This window comes from Pseudorhodoplanes sp., assembly GCF_050250235.1.
Classification (GTDB): Bacteria; Pseudomonadota; Alphaproteobacteria; order Rhizobiales; family Xanthobacteraceae; genus Pseudorhodoplanes.
Genome location: NZ_JBFWPA010000027.1, coordinates 43,593 through 59,494 on the forward strand (window position 1 = coordinate 43,593; position 15,902 = coordinate 59,494).

Annotated in this window: 17 protein-coding genes; 13 read left to right on the plus strand and 4 right to left on the minus strand. The window is 63.6% G+C overall.

The annotated features are described in order from the left end of the window. Positions 1 to 7: 7 nt before the first annotated feature. The gene (locus tag AB7F49_RS14260; protein WP_428523386.1) at positions 8 to 1,546 is read left to right on the plus strand and encodes a bifunctional metallophosphatase/5'-nucleotidase; all 1,539 of its coding nucleotides are present in this window, start codon (positions 8 to 10) and stop codon (positions 1,544 to 1,546) included. An 85-nt stretch (positions 1,547 to 1,631) separates the two neighbouring features. Here the strand turns inward: AB7F49_RS14260 and AB7F49_RS14265 are convergent, their stop codons facing one another. Further along, a complete protein-coding gene (locus AB7F49_RS14265) occupies positions 1,632 to 2,099 on the minus strand; it encodes a DUF992 domain-containing protein (RefSeq protein WP_428523388.1) in 468 nt (155 codons plus the stop codon). 173 nt (positions 2,100 to 2,272) lie between these two features. Further along, on the minus strand, positions 2,273 to 3,478 hold the full coding sequence (locus AB7F49_RS14270; RefSeq protein ID WP_428523390.1) for a pyridoxal phosphate-dependent aminotransferase: 1,206 nt from the start codon (positions 3,476 to 3,478) through the stop codon (positions 2,273 to 2,275). A gap of 371 nt (positions 3,479 to 3,849) precedes the next feature. On the opposite strand from AB7F49_RS14270, the gene AB7F49_RS14275 reads away from it, so the two are divergent. The 3 genes from AB7F49_RS14275 (at position 3,850) to AB7F49_RS14285 (ending at position 6,166) form a co-directional block, all read left to right on the plus strand. Beyond that, complete coding sequence (locus tag AB7F49_RS14275; protein ID WP_428523392.1) at positions 3,850 to 4,485, plus strand: glutathione S-transferase family protein; 636 nt, start codon at positions 3,850 to 3,852, stop codon at positions 4,483 to 4,485. Between the two features lie 159 nt (positions 4,486 to 4,644). Next, entirely contained in the window at positions 4,645 to 4,926 is a 282-nt protein-coding gene (locus tag AB7F49_RS14280; protein ID WP_428523394.1) for a hypothetical protein, read from the plus strand. A 112-nt stretch (positions 4,927 to 5,038) separates the two neighbouring features. Next, positions 5,039 to 6,166, plus strand: coding sequence for a PQQ-dependent sugar dehydrogenase (locus AB7F49_RS14285; protein WP_428523396.1), 1,128 nt, complete (start codon positions 5,039 to 5,041; stop codon positions 6,164 to 6,166). On the opposite strand, the gene AB7F49_RS14290 is transcribed toward AB7F49_RS14285, so the two are convergent. After that, positions 6,167 to 6,517: a DMT family protein gene (locus tag AB7F49_RS14290; RefSeq protein ID WP_428523398.1), complete on the minus strand. Its 351-nt coding sequence runs from the start codon at positions 6,515 to 6,517 to the stop codon at positions 6,167 to 6,169. It lies immediately after the preceding gene. Between the two features lie 158 nt (positions 6,518 to 6,675). Here AB7F49_RS14290 and AB7F49_RS14295 point away from each other — a divergent pair, with 158 nt between their 5' ends. The 7 genes from AB7F49_RS14295 to AB7F49_RS14325 all read left to right on the plus strand — a co-directional run bounded on the left by AB7F49_RS14295 (position 6,676) and on the right by AB7F49_RS14325 (position 13,352). Beyond that, a complete protein-coding gene (locus AB7F49_RS14295) occupies positions 6,676 to 7,467 on the plus strand; it encodes a hypothetical protein (protein ID WP_428523400.1) in 792 nt (263 codons plus the stop codon). 182 nt (positions 7,468 to 7,649) lie between these two features. Further along, positions 7,650 to 8,249: a L,D-transpeptidase gene (locus AB7F49_RS14300; protein ID WP_428523401.1), complete on the plus strand. Its 600-nt coding sequence runs from the start codon at positions 7,650 to 7,652 to the stop codon at positions 8,247 to 8,249. Positions 8,250 to 8,465: 216 nt separating this feature from the next. After that, positions 8,466 to 8,936, plus strand: a complete 471-nt coding sequence (locus tag AB7F49_RS14305) for a hypothetical protein (RefSeq protein ID WP_428523403.1) — start codon at positions 8,466 to 8,468, stop codon at positions 8,934 to 8,936. Positions 8,937 to 9,084: 148 nt separating this feature from the next. After that, the gene (locus AB7F49_RS14310; RefSeq protein ID WP_428523405.1) at positions 9,085 to 10,932 is read left to right on the plus strand and encodes an ABC transporter ATP-binding protein; all 1,848 of its coding nucleotides are present in this window, start codon (positions 9,085 to 9,087) and stop codon (positions 10,930 to 10,932) included. A 220-nt stretch (positions 10,933 to 11,152) separates the two neighbouring features. Further along, complete coding sequence (locus AB7F49_RS14315; RefSeq protein ID WP_428523407.1) at positions 11,153 to 11,410, plus strand: hypothetical protein; 258 nt, start codon at positions 11,153 to 11,155, stop codon at positions 11,408 to 11,410. Between the two features lie 76 nt (positions 11,411 to 11,486). Beyond that, a complete protein-coding gene (locus tag AB7F49_RS14320; protein ID WP_428523409.1) occupies positions 11,487 to 12,491 on the plus strand; it encodes a CorA family divalent cation transporter in 1,005 nt (334 codons plus the stop codon). A 60-nt stretch (positions 12,492 to 12,551) separates the two neighbouring features. Then, on the plus strand, positions 12,552 to 13,352 hold the full coding sequence (locus tag AB7F49_RS14325; protein ID WP_428523411.1) for an alpha/beta fold hydrolase: 801 nt from the start codon (positions 12,552 to 12,554) through the stop codon (positions 13,350 to 13,352). 259 nt (positions 13,353 to 13,611) lie between these two features. On the opposite strand, the gene AB7F49_RS14330 is transcribed toward AB7F49_RS14325, so the two are convergent. Further along, positions 13,612 to 14,388 carry a DUF4394 domain-containing protein gene (locus AB7F49_RS14330; protein ID WP_428523413.1) on the minus strand — a complete coding sequence of 259 codons (777 nt, stop codon included), beginning with the start codon at positions 14,386 to 14,388 and terminating at the stop codon, positions 13,612 to 13,614. A 195-nt stretch (positions 14,389 to 14,583) separates the two neighbouring features. On the opposite strand from AB7F49_RS14330, the gene AB7F49_RS14335 reads away from it, so the two are divergent. Next, positions 14,584 to 15,138: a sigma-70 family RNA polymerase sigma factor gene (locus AB7F49_RS14335; protein ID WP_428523415.1), complete on the plus strand. Its 555-nt coding sequence runs from the start codon at positions 14,584 to 14,586 to the stop codon at positions 15,136 to 15,138. Next, the gene (locus AB7F49_RS14340; RefSeq protein ID WP_428523417.1) at positions 15,135 to 15,854 is read left to right on the plus strand and encodes an anti-sigma factor; all 720 of its coding nucleotides are present in this window, start codon (positions 15,135 to 15,137) and stop codon (positions 15,852 to 15,854) included. Before AB7F49_RS14335 ends, AB7F49_RS14340 begins: the two co-directional genes overlap by 4 nt. Positions 15,855 to 15,902 lie beyond the last annotated feature (48 nt).

Here is a 15,902-nt window from a genome sequence, read left to right on the forward strand (position 1 = left end):
ATCAATCATGAAAATGACCATCACCCGCCGCCTGCTGCTGCTTGGATCGTCCGCCATCGCGCTGATTGCAAGCCTTCCACGCCTTTCGCCAGCCCAGACCAGCCGCTCGCGGCTGACATTCGTGCTGGTCAACGACATCTACCAGATGAGCGCCGAGCCGGCCCCGGACGGCACGGCGCGGGGCGGGTTCGCGAAACTCGCTGCCGTGGTGAAGGCCGAGCGCGCCAGGGGGCCGGTGATTTTCGTGCATGCCGGCGACACGCTGTCACCCTCCCTGATGTCCGGCATCGACGAGGGCGAACACATCATGGTGCTGACCAACATGATCGCGCCCGACGTGTTCGTTCCGGGCAATCATGAGTTCGATTTCGGCAAGGAGATTTTCTTCAAGCGGATGGCGGAGGCGAAATTCCCGATCTACTGCGCGAACATCCTCAATCCTGACGGCACGCTCGCGGCCGGGATGCGGGAGCGCGCCATCCTCACGATCGACGGAATCCGCGTCGGGATCGCGGCCGCGACCGACGAGGAGGCCGTCATTCTGTCGAGCCCGGGCGACCTCAAGTTTCCCCGGGCGGTCGATACCATCGAGCAGCAGGCCGCCGCCTTGCGCAAGGAGGGTGCCGATATCGTGGTGGCCTGCGTTCATACCGACCGCGCCAAGGACGAGGCGATGTACCGCCGGCAGGCGGCCGACATCATCCTGAGCGGACACGATCACGATCTCTGGCTCAATTATGACGGTCGCACCGCCGCAATCGAGTCGAGCTATGACGCCCACTTCGTCACCTGCATCGATGTCACCTTCACAACGCGCACCAATGACGGACGCCGCGAGGTGATATGGCAACCGGAATTTCGCATCATCGATACCCGCAACGTGGCGCCGGATCCCGAGGTGCTCGCAGTCGTCGACGCCTACGAGAAGAAGCTGTCGAGTGCGCTCGATATCCCAATCGCTACCACGGCGGTCGAACTCGACAGCCGCAACGCTACGGTCCGCACCCGGGAAGCGGCGATCGGCAACCTGATCGCCGATGCGATGAGAGCGGAGGCGGACGCCGAAATCGCCATCACCAACGGCGGCGGCATCCGCGGCGGCCGCCTCTATCCGGCGGGTTCGACCATCACCCGGCGCGACGTCATGGCGGAACTGCCGTTCAACAATCACATCTCGGTGCTGGACGTGTCGGGCAAGTCGGTCCGCACCGCGCTCGAAAATGGATTCAGCCTGCTGCCGCGCGCCGCCGGCCGTTTCCCGCAGATTTCAGGAATGAAGGTCGTGGTCGATCCGTCACGGCCGGTCGGTCAGCGCGTCCTGTCGGCCGAAGTCGGCGGCAAGCCGCTCGACGACACCAGAATCTACCGGATCGCGACCAACGACTTCATGTCGCGCGGCGGCGACGGCTACGAGATGTTCAACAACGTACGCGAGATCGTTCCGGGCCACGACGGCCCGCTGATGACCAATGCCGTCATCGAGTATCTGGAAAAGATCAAGACGGTGCGCACCGGTGTCGATGGGCGCATCGTGTTCCGATCATAACCGCTCGTCCCTGCGGAAGCGGGGACCAGCTCATTCTTGGCTCTCTGGATTCCCGCTTTCGCGGGAATAAGCCGAGTTTTTTTGCTTACGGAGCGAAGCGAAGTTCCAGCCCGGCAATGCCGCCGAAGATGTTCAGCCCGACCTGACCTTCAACGCTCAGGGGTTGCAGCGCGAAGGAATTGTTGGAGCCGCCATAGAGCACGTTGGCGCCGAGCCCGACGCCGACTGCGGCGCCGGCAGTCACGCCGCCGTAATTGCCCGAGAGGTCGCCGAGCCCGATCTGCTGGGTCGGGGCAAACACGCCCCAGACGAGACCAGACACTGCGGTCGCGCCCAGATCGACGCCGGCCCGCCGCAGAACCGCGCGGTATGGCTGACGCGGACCGAAGTCGGGCCTATAGACGCAGCTCAGTTCGGTGACCGAGCCGATCACGAAGCCGATCGAACCTCCGCCTCGGCATTCCAGAACGCCGGCCTGAACTTGCTGCGCGGACGCCGGCGTCGCCTGGGCGGTGATCAACAGCAACGCAGCAATGAGCGCGGAACGGAACATGGGCGTTTCCCTTTGCTTGCAGAATGATGGACGGCAGGCGGCGATCAGGCGCCGGAAGTCGGGCGGAAATTAGCCGGCTTCCGTATCAAAGGCGACAACACCTTTCCGCCAATTTTCGGACAATGCGACGCAGGAAACCCCGGGCCGGCTGCGGGGGCACCCGTTCGCTGCAGTCACTTCAGGTTCCCGCAAAAGCGCTGGATGCGCTTGCCGGCCTCTTCGAGGTCTTCGGTCTTGGTCGCGTAGGAAATCCGAAAGGCCGGTCCCGCGCCGAAGGCCGAGCCATGAACCACCGCCACCCCTTCGGTCTCCAGCAATTCGGTCACGAAATCCTCGTCGGTCGCGAGCGTCTTTCCCGAAGGCGCGGTCTTGCCCATGGTCCCCGCGCAGGACGGATAGACGTAGAACGCGCCTTCGGGCTTCGGGCACTGGATGCCGTTGGCCTGGTTGAGCATCGACACGATCAGGTCACGGCGTTCCTTGAAGATCGCGTTGTGCTTGGCGATGAAGTCCTGCGGACCGGTCAGCGCCTCGACCGCGGCCCATTGCGCCACCGCCGACGGGTTCGAGGTCGATTGCGACTGCAGCATCGCCATCGCCTTGGTCAGATGCTCGGGCGCGCCGGAATAACCGATGCGCCAGCCGGTCATGCAATACGCCTTGGAGACGCCGTTCAGCGTCAGCGTGCGCTCATAGAGCCGCGGCTCGACCTGCGCCGGCGTCGTGAACCTGAAGTCGTCATAGACGAGGTGCTCGTACATGTCGTCGGTCAGCACCCAGACCTGCGGATGCTTCATCAGCACGTCGGTCAGCGCCTTGATCTCGTCGCGGGTATAGGCAGCACCCGTCGGGTTCGACGGCGAGTTGAAGATCAGCCACTTGGTCTTTGGCGTGATCGCCTTTTCGAGCTGCTCCGCCGTGAGCTTGAAGCCGGTTGCCATCGTGGTCACGACCGGGACCGGCGTTCCGCCGAGCAGCGCCACGATCTCCGGGTAGCTGACCCAATACGGCGCCGGGATAACCACTTCGTCGCCCGGATTGATGGTGGCCATCAGCGCGTTGAACAGCACCTGCTTGCCGCCGGTGCCGACGATGATCTGCGAGGGCTTGTAGTCGAGCCCGTTCTCCTTCTTGAACTTGGCGCAGATCGCAGCCTTCAGCTCCGGGATGCCGTCGACGGCGGTGTATTTGGCCGCCTTGCCGCTCTCGATCGCCTTGATGCCGGCGGCCTTGATGTTGGCCGGCGTGTCGAAATCCGGTTCGCCGGCACCCAGCCCGATCACGTCGCGGCCGGCGGCCTTGAGCGCCCGCGCCTTGTCGGTCACCGCGATGGTGGCGGACGGCTTGATGCGGGCGAGCGCGTCGGCGAGGAAGGCCATTGGGACGGGTCTCCGGACTTGGCTTGCAGATGCGATTCCAAGGATTGCGGTGGCTTGGTAATGCCCATTTTGCTGCGCTGCAAGCGACATTCGGTGATGAATGGATGACGGCGGGTGATGGTCTGGCCCACAACGCCCTCGTTCCGGTACGCCGGATGACCGATTGCAACGCGCCATCCTCACATTGAAGCGAATGCAGAAAACACGAAACATTTATTTCGCTGCAACGCACCGTCACGCAATGAACGTCACTTTATGATGAGGTGCCGCCTGGCCGCCTTGCAAAGGCCGAGCTTTTCTTCTTGTGTCTCGCGCGTCATGCTACGATGGCCTGAACACTCGACCAACATTTTTCGTGGAGCGCTTTGCGCATGTATACGCTCTACTCGATGCAGCGCTCGGGAAATTGCTACAAGGTGCGCCTTGCGCTGGCGCAGCTTGCGATTCCGCATGCGCTGGTCGAAGTCGACATCCTCAAGGGCGAAACCCACACACCCGATTTCCTCGCCAAGAATCCGAACGGTCAGATTCCGCTGCTCGAGATCGAGCCCGGCCGCTATCTCGCCGAGTCGAATGCCATCCTGTGGTTCCTGGCGGAAGATTCCCACCTCGATGGCAAGACTGCGCTCGAACGCGCCCGCGTGCTGCAATGGATGTTCTTCGAGCAGCACGCGGTCGTGCCGAGTATCGGCGCCGCCTATTTCTGGCTGTGCCTGGTCAAGGGCGGACGTGAACTGCAGCAGCACTCGCTCGACGACTGGATGGAAGAAGGGCAGCGTTCGCTCAACCTGCTCGACAAGCACATGTCGCGAAATCGTTTCGTCACGGGCGACCGCTATTCGGTGGCCGATGTCGCGCTCTATTCGTACACCCATCTCGCCGAGGAATGCGATTTCGACCTGCGTCCGTTCCCGGCCCTGCGCGACTGGTTCGCCCGCGTCACCGCCGAGCCGCAACATGTCGCCATGGATCATCGGCCGGAGCAGCTGAAAGTCGCGGCAGAGTGACACCGTTAACTGTGCGTTAACGGTTAAGGTGTCGTTAACGCATTGTCATCAAATCGCCATCAGAGCTGACGGCTTGCGCCGCTTTCCGGCCGGGGCGAAGCCTGCATCCCGTACGATATTGCCACCAGGGGCCTGATTCGCTCTTTCGGAGCTATTGCCATGACACGGGATCGGATCGCCGGGATCGGATTCCATTCTCCCGATCGCAACGCCCGGCCGTTGACGAAACGCAAGCTCGCACTGGCGCATCTGCTGATGACCGCCGTGCTTGTGATCTGCATTCTGGTCGCCGTGACCGCGGTGGCGATTGGCACCGCGCGCGCCGATACCTTCAGGGTGATCGCGCAGGGACGCGAAGGCGTTGTTCCTCTCGCGCTTCTGCTGGGCCTGCTCCTTGCCGGCATGGGCGGAATCACCGCCGCGATCACCCGCAGGACCTGATCTCTTGCGGATCGCAATGCCGTGATCGGGGCCATGCGGCATCACGGCGCTCTTTCGGAACGCGATCCGCGCCCCTAACGTTGGTGCGGGTCGGTTTTCAAGAGTGGTCGGCATGAAAGCTTTCACGATCGCATTGCTGTTCGCATGTGCTGCGCTCCCGGCGCAGGCGCAGCAGGTGTTGAACTCAGACCTCGGCAACATTCGCGTCGAGACGATCGTTTCAGGCCTGGCAAATCCCTGGGCACTCGCATTTCTCCCGGACGGCCGCATGCTGGTGACGGAACGCCCCGGCCGCATGCGGCTCGCGACCCGCGACGGTACGCTGTCGGCCCCGATTGACGGCGTGCCGAAAGTGCTTTCGCAGAATCAGGGCGGGCTGCTCGATGTGATCGTCGACCGCGACTTTGCGAACAACAGCACGATCTATTTCTGCTATTCCGATCCGGTCGAAGGCGGCGGCGCTCAGACGGCACTTGCGCGTGCCAGGCTGGAAGCTGGCGAGAGACCGCGGCTCACCGACATGCGGCGCATCTTCCGGCAGGACGGCCCTCCCTCGCGGGGACTGCATTATGGCTGTCGAATCGTGCAGGCGCGCGACGGCAACCTGTTTCTCACCACCGGGGATCATTTCGGTCCGCGCGACCTCGCGCAGACCCTCGACAACCATCTCGGCAAGGTGATCCGGATCGCGCCCGACGGCTCGGTCCCGAAGGACAATCCGTTCGTCGGGCGCGCCGGGGCCAGACCGGAAATCTGGAGCTACGGCCACCGCAACAGTCAGGGCGCGACGCTGCATCCGTCGACCGGGAAATTGTGGATGCACGAGCATGGTCCGCAGGGCGGCGACGAGATCAACATTCCCGAAGGCGGCAGGAATTACGGCTGGCCGGTGATCGGCTATGGCGTGAATTACGGCGGTGCCAAGATTCACGAAGGCACGCACAAGGCCGGCATGGAGCAGCCGATCCGGCAATGGACGCCGGTGATCGCGCCGTCCGGTTTCACGATCTATACGGGCGACATGTTCCCGCAATGGAAGGGCAATGCCTTCATCGGCGGATTGCGGACGCAGACGCTGGTGCGGCTCGAACTCGACGGTGAGAAAGTGGTGCGCGAAGAGCGCATGCTGCGCCAGCTCAATGAACGCATCCGCGACGTGCGCACCGGGCCCGACGGGGCGATTTATCTCGTCACCGACAACGCCGCAGGACGAATCCTGCGGCTGACCCCGGCGAAATGATCACCATTTCTGGAAAACGAAGAACGCTCCGATCGCGATGAACGCGAAGCCGACCGCATAATTCCAGGTAAACGGCTCTTTCAGATAGACCACCGAGAAGGCGGCAAACACAACCAGCGTAATCACCTCCTGGATCGTCTTGAGTTGCGCGGTCGTATAGACTTCGCTGCCCCATCGGTTGGCCGGGACAGCCATGCAATATTCAACGAACGCAATACCCCAGGCCACGAAGATGACGATCAGCAGCGGCTGTTCCTTGAACCGCAGATGACCGTACCACGCGAGTGTCATGAAAATGTTGGAACCGAGCAGCAGCAGGATCGGCAGGAGATGGGGAGATGTGAATGTCATGCGGCAACCGTTGGCGTGAACGACATTTGATTCTAGCACTGGTCACCGCCGATATGCGCTGCCCGGCCCTGCCGCGAAAATGTTCAGCGCAGCGTTGCACGACCGTCGCATTTTCATGGCGAAACCTCTAGAGTCGACCGTCCTTTCGGAGAATCAAGATGCGCCACGCGATCATCATTGCAGCAGCTCTCCTCATCGCAGCGCCGTTCGGCGCGCAGGCCCAACAGAAACAGCCGGCGCAGAAGGGGCCGCCGCCGCCCGCTCCGGCAAGGCCTTACACCCCGATCGCCGTCAAGCTGCCGGGCCCGTTCAAAGACCCGAGTTTCGAAGCATTCCGCAAGCAACTCGGCGAAGTTGCCGCGAAAAAGGACCGCGCCGGGCTTGCCAGGCTGGTGGTTGCGCAGGGTTTCTTCTGGGACGGTGAGAAAGGCGACCAGGCCGACAAGAAAAAATCCGGGATCGACAATCTCTCGGCCGCAATCGGACTCGCAGGGAAGGAACCGGTGGGCTGGGATATGCTGCAGGGCTACGCGCAGGATCCCACCGCCGGTGAATATCCCGGCAAGCAGGGCGTGATCTGCGGGCCCGCTGACCCGGAACTTGACGAAAAGCAGCTCGAAGAGGTGTCAAAGGCAACCGGCGCCGATCCGGGCGAATTTGTCTATCCGCTGGATACCAGCGTCGAGGTCCGCAGCGCGCCGCGCGCCAATGCGCCGGTGATCGAGAAACTCGGCACGGTCCTGATCCGCATCATGCCGGATCCGAAGCAGGCCGCCCCCGCATCTCCGAACGAGGTGCCGCTGGTCCGGGTCGTGACCCCGTCCGGCAAGGTCGGCTACATCTCGGCCGATGTTCTTTCTGCGCTCGGAAACGACCAGCTTTGCTACGTCAAGGACGCCGGCGGCTGGAAAATTTCGGGCTATGTCGGCGCCGGTCCCGGCCCGCAATAGCGGCCCGCCGGCTTTTTGAGATTCCGGCCGCGTTCTGGCGCGGCCGGTACCGTATCATTTACGGTAATATTACACCAAACCGGCCCCGCTCCCGACGTCTTGACCGCCATCTGTATTGAATTTTGCCACATATTTCGGTCAGAGTTACGTCAATATTTAATTCGGGGAGCCGGGTTTCCGACATGAACTGGATGCGTTTGCTGGCATGTGCCGGTGTTGTTGTTGCATGCGCCCTGCCTGCGCCGGTCATCGGCCAAGGAGCAGGTCAGGTCCCGTCGCCGACGATTCGCGACCGCGATCCCGGCTCTGACGGCAATGAGGGGTTCTCGCTGCCCTATGAATTCCGGAAGCAGGCGGTGTTCTACCGCACGCATGAGGCGCCCGGCACGATCATCGTGAACACGCATGACCGTTTCCTCTATCTCGTGCAGGGCGACAATCGCGCGATCCGTTACGGCGTCGGTGTCGGCCGCGACGGCTTCCGCTGGGGCGGCATCCACAAGATTTCGCGCAAGACGGAATGGCCGGACTGGACCCCGCCGCCCGAGATGATCCAGCGCCAGCCCTATCTGCCGCGCTTCATGGCCGGCGGCCCCGGCAATCCGATGGGGGCGCGCGCGCTTTACATCGGCACAACCGTGTATCGCGTTCACGGCACCAACGCGCCGGAGACCATCGGTCATGCGGTATCGTCGGGTTGCTTCCGGCTGGTGAACAGCGAGATCGAGGATCTGTATGCGCGCGTGCCGGTTGGCACCAAGATCGTGGTCCAGCACCGGTAGGAATCGTCTGACTGTTTTTGGGTAGCTCTGCACGGCCGGCGCAAGCCGGCCGTTTTTTTGCGCCAAGTGATCGCGCGTCACGCATGTCATCACGACACGCGCAATTTGAACGATTGCATTAGCGTCGGCGTCACCCTGCTCGCGGATCGCTCTTGCGTCTTAAGCGAGCTTAAGCCGTGGCTTCGGTATAGCGCTGCTGTCGCAGGGCCGAAGACCATGAAACTCATCTCGCTGCTGAAGTCGTCTCCTCCTTACCTCTGGCTGTTCCCGCCGCGGCCTCTGTTCCGCGATCGCAAACCCCCAAGCGAGAAGCCAGAAAAGCCGGCCGTCGGTCCGGTCGGCGTCCTCGCCGGGGGCATGCTTCTCGCCACTCTCGTCGTGACGACATCGGCGGCCCTGCGCGGTCCGGTTTCGGAGTCGACAACTGACGGTTATGCGGCTGCAGAACGCGAAGCCGAGCACGGCGAGGAGATGACTGTGAATCCGGTGATCGCCGTGATCGACCGGAATTGCGCCGAGCACGCCCGTGAAAAGCTGATGGTGGGTCTGACCAATTACTATCTGCAGCGGCGCCTGCGCCCAGGCGCAACGTCGGACGACGCGGCCGAAACGTCATCGCTCACCGGCGTACTTGCCGGCCCGGGCGACCCCGCGGCCATGACCCCCGAGACGTCCTGCAAGCGCTGAACGACCTCCCGGCGGCCACGCTGGCGAGCCCTTCGGCGGGCAATCGCCATCCTCTCGACATGAAGCCGGCCTAACCAGCGGCATTCGATGAGATCGCGATCGAGCCAGGCGGCGCCGCGGCGCCGCCTTTGCTGTATTTGGACGCCTCATGTTCGGGTGGTTTGAAAAAGCGCTGCAGCCGACGGTGCTGCCGGACAACCCGGAGCCGCCGCCGACCCTTGCCGCGTTCTACTGGCACTTCGCGCGCCAGGCGAAGGGGCTGTTCGCGGCGCTGTTCGTGACAGGCTTCATCGTTGCCCTGCTTGACGTGACGATCCCGGTCTTTATCGGCCGCGTTGTGACGCTGGTGACGGCCAACGATCCCGGCACGCTGTTCGCACAATGGTGGCATCTCCTGCTCGGCATGGCTTTGGTGCTGGTCGTGCTGCGACCGCTCGCGCTCACCGCGCAGAACATCGTCGCCAATCAGGCGATCGCCGCCAATGTCACCAATCTGATCCGCTGGCAGAGCCACTGGCATGTGGTGCGGCAGAGCTGGGCGTTCTTCCAGAACGACTTCGCCGGCCGCATCGCCAACAAGGTGATGCAGACCGGCCCTGCGATCCGCCAGAGCCTGGTCTCCATGATCACGGCGGTCTGGTACATTTTGGTGTACGGCACCAGCGCCATGCTGCTGCTGGCGTCGGCCGATCCGTGGCTCGCCTTGCCGATCCTGGTCTGGTTCGCAGGCTATGCGTTGCTGCTGCGCATTTTCGTGCCGCGCATGCGCGACCGCTCGGTCGAAGTGTCGGAGGCGCGCTCGATCATGACCGGGCGCATCGTCGACACCTACACCAATATCCTGACGCTGAAGCTGTTCGCCCGCTCGCGCGAGGAGGACGCCTATGTACGCAACTCGATCGAGACGCATACCGGACTGTTTCACGCCTCCCTGCGTCTCAACACGCTGTTCACGCTGACGCTCGCAACCCTGAATGCCGCAATGGTGGTATCGGTCGCGGGATTGTCGATCTGGCTGTGGACGCTGGGAAAGGTGCAGGTCGGCACCGTTGCGATGGCGCTGCCGCTCGCCTGGCAGATCGTGAACATGGCCGGCTGGGTCGCCTACCAGATCACGGACATTTTCGAGAATATCGGCGTCGTGCAGGAGGGGATGCGCGCAATCGCGCGCCCGCTCGGCCTGACCGACAAGCCGGATGCCAAAGAACTGAATGTCACGCGCGGCGCCATCGCGTTTCAGGATATCCGTTTCGGCTATGGCAGCGAGAAAGGCCTGATCGAGGACCTGTCGCTATCCGTCAAGCCGGGCGAGAAGATCGGTCTGGTCGGACGCTCCGGCGCCGGCAAATCCACGCTGGTCAACCTGCTGCTTCGCTTTTTCGAGCTGGAGAACGGACGCATCCTGATCGACGGCCAGGACATCGCGGAGGTCACGCAGGAATCGCTGCGCACCCAGATTTCCGTTGTCACGCAGGACACTTCTCTCCTGCACCGCTCGATCCGCGACAATATCCGCTACGGCCGTCCTTCGGCCCGCGACGACGAGGTGGTCGCAGCGGCGAAGCTCGCGCAGGCGCACGATTTCATCCTTGGCCTGGAGGACTGGCGCCACCGCCACGGCTACGACGCGCAGGTCGGCGAGCGCGGCGTGAAGCTGTCCGGCGGCCAGCGCCAGCGCATCGCGATCGCCCGCGTGATCCTGAAGAACGCCCCGATTCTGGTGCTCGACGAGGCCACCTCCGCGCTCGATTCCGAGGTCGAGGCCGCAATCCAGTCGAGCCTCGACGAATTGATGAAGGGCAAGACCGTGATCGCGATCGCGCACCGGCTCTCGACCATCGCGCGCATGGACCGCCTCGTTATTCTCGACAAGGGCCGCATCGTCGAACAGGGCACGCATGACGAATTGCTTGCGGCCGACGGGCACTATGCTTCGCTCTGGCGCCGCCAGTCCGGCGGCTTCATCGACTCCCCCGATCTTGCGGCGGCGGAATAGGGCCCCAACCTGCACGACGGGGCCCATGACCTGACCGAATGGCTCGCATGAGCCGGCCCCGGCCCGGTTGCGGCACTTCGTTTCATTGCGCATATAAGCAACGTCCCGAGTCGTGCGTCCGCCGTATCGGGCCATCTGCACAAGCCGAGACGGAGAAGCACCGCCGACAGGACGGGACGGGTGCTTCGGAACATTCAGGCGCACGAAAAGGAGAACAAAAATGGCGCGCAAGCCGACCAAACGGGCCGAATTTGTGCTGTTCGACGTAATCTACGAGGACGGCAGCCAGCGCTCGAACCGCCGAGTCCCCGCCGAGGAACTGGGCGGCCTTGATGGCGACGACCCGGCCCGTCACGTTATCGAACGGCAGGATCGCGAAATTGCGGAAAAATCCGGCCAGATTCCGCTCCAGATCAAGTCGCTTCGCCGCGCAGGGGCCAAGGAGCCGGAAAAGGAATGGAAGCGCCAGCGCGGCTGACCAGATCCTGTCGTCAGACTGTCACACAGAGAATCTAGCCCCGCGCGATCACCCCGCAAATCGGGATCGCGCTCGGATGAACAGGCTCGCACAGCCTCCGGTCGACAGCACGCCGGCCGCCGGCATCATCTCTGCCTTCCATTTCGATTCCGAGGGAGAGGCACGGGCCCTGCGGCCGCAAGACCTCGACGAGGCACTGCAGAACCCGGAGGGTTTTGTCTGGGTGCACCTTTCCCGCGCCGACATCCGCTGCCGTCACTGGATCGACCAGCATGCACCGCTGAGCGAGATCGTGCGGGAGATCATGCTCGGTGACGAGGACCATCAGCGCATCGAAATCTATGGCCGTGAGATCGTCGGCGTCATTCCCGAACTGCATCTCGAGTTCGACCATCCGACCGAGGACCTGACCCGGCTGCGTTTCGCCATGACCAGCCGGCTTCTTGTCACCATGCGACGGATACCGCTGCGCTCGGTGGAGAATGTGCGGCGCGCAATCACGGCCGGCACGCTGTTTACGGCGCCGATCGAGCTGCTCGACGCCATCATCGACCATTTCGCCGACGTCATCGGCAGGCTTGCGGAGCGCATCGGCGACGACCTCGATCTGGTCGAGGAGCGCATCGCACACAGCCCGCGCGGCGATGAATCACAGCTGATCGCCCGCGCGCGGAGCGACTCCGTGCGCGTGCATCGCCAGTTGACGCAGATGCGGGGACTGTTTCACCGGCTGGAATTGCGCGTGACCGGCCCCATGCCGGAGCTCGCCGCACCGGTTCAGTCGCTGGCGCAGAAAATCGACGATTTCGATCATTCGGTGTCGGCCATTCACGACCGGGCGCGTCTGCTGCAGGAAGAGCTGGCGGGCCGCATGGCCGAACTGACCAACCGGCGCCTGCTGACATTGTCAATTCTGACCGCCGGTATTCTGCCGCCGACGCTGGTCACCGGCTTCTTCGGCATGAACACCAGGGACCTGCCATTTCTGGAAACTCCGGGCGGCACCTGGTACGCGCTGGCGCTCGCGGCCGGGGCCGGCGCCCTCACCTATTGGGCGATCCAGCGGATGCGGGCATTGTGATCCGGGTGGGGCCGGTTCGTTTCGGTTTGTGTATGCTGATCGCATGGAGCGAACGCAGCAATGCATGACACACACACTTCCCTCACCCGCCGTTCGCTGATCGCCGGCACGGCGGTCACCGCCTCCACGCTGGCGTCTCCCGCGATCTCCCAAAACGACAGACGCAGCTTCCTGCTCGTCCATGGCGCCTGGCGTGGCGGCTGGTGCTGGCGCCGAGTCGCGGACCGGCTCGAACGCAAGGGCCACAAGGTCTATGCGCCCTCGCTCACCGGGCTCGGCGACCGCTCCCATCTGATCGGCACGCGGCCGACCGTCACCACCCATATCGACGACATCGCCAACATCATCCGCTTCGAAGATCTGCAGCGCGTGGTACTCGTCGGCCACTCCTATGGCGGCCTGGTCATCTCCGGCGTTGCCGAAAAAGTGCTGCCGCAGCTCGCCTCGATCGTTTTCCTCGATGCGTTCGTGCCGCCGAATGGTGCGACCATCATGAGTATGTCGCGGCAGGGCCTGCGCGACAATGTCAACGCCGCAATCAGGCGCGGCGATCTCGGCATTCCGCCGGCGAGCGCCGCCTATTTCAACGTCAACGAAGAGGACCGCGCCTTCGTCGACAGGAAATGCACTCCGCAGCCGATCGGCACCTATGGCGATCCGCTGAAGCTCACCGGCGCGCGCGAGAAGATCGCGAAGAAGACCTATATCCGCGCCAGGGGCTTCAATTCGGGCGGCTTCGACGCCATCGCGGCGCGGCTGCGTACCGACCGCGGCTGGAATGTGCACGACATGCCATGCGGGCACGATGCGATGATCGACATGCCGGACCGGCTCACCGAACTGCTGCTGGCCGCGGCATAAAGCGCCGCGCCCAGAGGGACCCAGTGCCGCCGATTTGAAGTTCCTGCAGCGATAGAAGCGAACCGGCGAAGGAACTTCAAATCGAAAAGCGGCAATGGAGCTATTGAGTTGCGAGTGCCGTCTGGTTTCCGAAGTCAGAATGCGCCGCGGCGGTGTACCGAATTTCGGAAACCCGGCACTCGCCGCGGCGCGCCTCCTCACGACCGGCGCTGGGTGACGTGGCGTAGGCCGGACGAGAAGTGGTGGAATGCGGACTGGGTTACATCGCCGGCAGAATGGCGATGTCCTTCACGTCGCCTTTCACGCCCTCGATGGTCGCGGCCTTTGTGGCCTTGCCGGTCTTAAGGTCGACCGACCACAGGTCGGCACCGGTCATCGCCCAGGCTTCGTTCCTGGTGCCGTCGGACCAGATGTCGAACGCGATCATCTTGGGCGAGGCGCCGAGCATGCCCACGGTGTTGAGCACGCCGTCATTCGGCGGCACCTGCTTGACCAGAGCGCCGGTGCCGAGATCGATGTTGTACAGATCGGTCTGCTTGGTGCCCTTCACCGAGTTTGTGTAGGCGCCGGCCCCGATCTTCGGGGTCTTGCCCTTGCTGGCATCGCCGTCGGAATATTTGTGGCTGCCATCGGTGACCACCTTGCCGTCATCGACATTGGCCCGCAGGCTGGTGCCGTCATTGCCCATCACGCGCAGCCGGTCGGCAGCCGGATTGAAATCGACGGTCGCCCAGACGCCGGGCTTTAGCATGGTCTCGAGCTTCGACTTCTTCGTCGCCTTGCCGTCCATGCCGATGGTGTAGACCGCGCCATCCGCACCGAGCCCATAGAGCATGTTGTCGGCCGGGCGCACGTCGATACCGATGAGGGCCCCGCTGATGCCGTCGACCTTCATGGACTTCGTCACCTTCTTGGCTCCGGTATCGACGATCGCGATCATATCGTTGCCGATCAGCGCGGCGACCTGTGCGGCCTGCGCCGTGACAGCGGAAACCGTGAGCGCCGCGGTTGCGGCCAGCAATGTCTTGAACGTCATCTGCAAAACTCCCTGTGTTTTTCGCCCCGGGAGGATCGGGGTCGAGGCGGATACCGGCCGGGATGCGGATTTGGATGCAGCCCCCGAAAAACTTTTTTGGTGGTTCCGTGCATCCAAATGCCGCGGCAGACGGGTATCCCCGTCGAGAATTCGAAAAGGGGCTGCTATAGGCAGGCGCGAACAGGACCGTTCCGGATGCCGCAAGCCGATCCGCACGATCAGGCCGACGATGCGCAGCTGACCGCCGCGCTGTTGCGCTGCGCCGGCGGCGACCGCGCGGCCTTGCGCGTCATCTTCGATATGGAATCCGCCCGCATGACCGGCGTTGCGTTTCGCATCTTGCGCCGCCGCGACCTCGCCGAGGAGGCTGTGCAGGAGACGTTTCTGCGCATCTGGCGTCTGGCGGGCAGCTTCGATCCGGCGCGCGGCATCGGCCGTACCTGGATTTATGCGGTGCTGCGCAATCGCGCCCTGACGCTGTTGCAGGACGAGGCGAAATATCCGGCCTCCGACGGCGACAGCGAATGGCCCGAAGCCTCGGCAGAGGCTGCATTCGCGATGCTGCCGGAGACGAGCGCATTGCGCCGCTGCCTGGAGCAGCTCGACCTCAAGCGGCGCAGTGCCGTGATCCTCGCCTATGCGCATGGCATGAGCCACGGCGAACTGGCCGGAAAGCTCGGCGTGCCGCTCGGCACCGCCAAGAGCTGGACCCGCCGCGGGTTGCTGTCCCTGCAGGAGTGCATGGGATGACCGAGCGCGACAATATCCTCGCCGCCGAGTTTGTCTCGGGCCTGCTCGATCCGGCGCAGCGCGCCGAGGCGGAGCGCCGCCTCGAAACCGACGCAGACTTTGCGATGCTGGTTGCGCAATGGCGTGAGCGTCTCTCAGACCTAGACCGGACCGCGCCGGCCCTGCCGCCCGATCCAGCGATTTGGCAGCGGATCGAAGCCGGGATCGCAACACCACCGCAAGCGGAACGCCGCCCGCAACCCGGCTGGTTCGCACGGCTCTGGAATTCGATCGACGGGCTGCGCGCGGCCACGGCGACCTCGCTCGCGTCTGCACTTGTCTTTGCGATCATCGCCGGGGTTGCCCTCACCTATGCGACGCGCGAAGCGGTACGGAAGCCGGTCTATGTCGCCATTCTGGTCAGCGATGACACCAGGCAGCCCGGCGCCGTGGTCAATGCCTTCGCCGATGGCCGCGTCGAGATGATCCCGCTGACCGACATCAATGTGCCGCCCGGACGCGCGCTCGAAATCTGGACCTTGTGGGACCGCAATGTCGGGCCGCGCTCGGTCGGCCTCATTGATCGCGCGCGAACGGTGCAGCTCGATCTCGACAGGCTGCCGCCGACCGGACCCGACCAGTTGTTCGAGATCACGCTCGAACCCGAGGGCGGTTCTCCGACCGGCCGGCCGACCGGGCCCATTCTCTACAAGGGCACGACGTCACGCCCGCTATGATTACTCATCTTTGACTGCCTTGCTTCAAAATCGATTGAATGCCTTTAC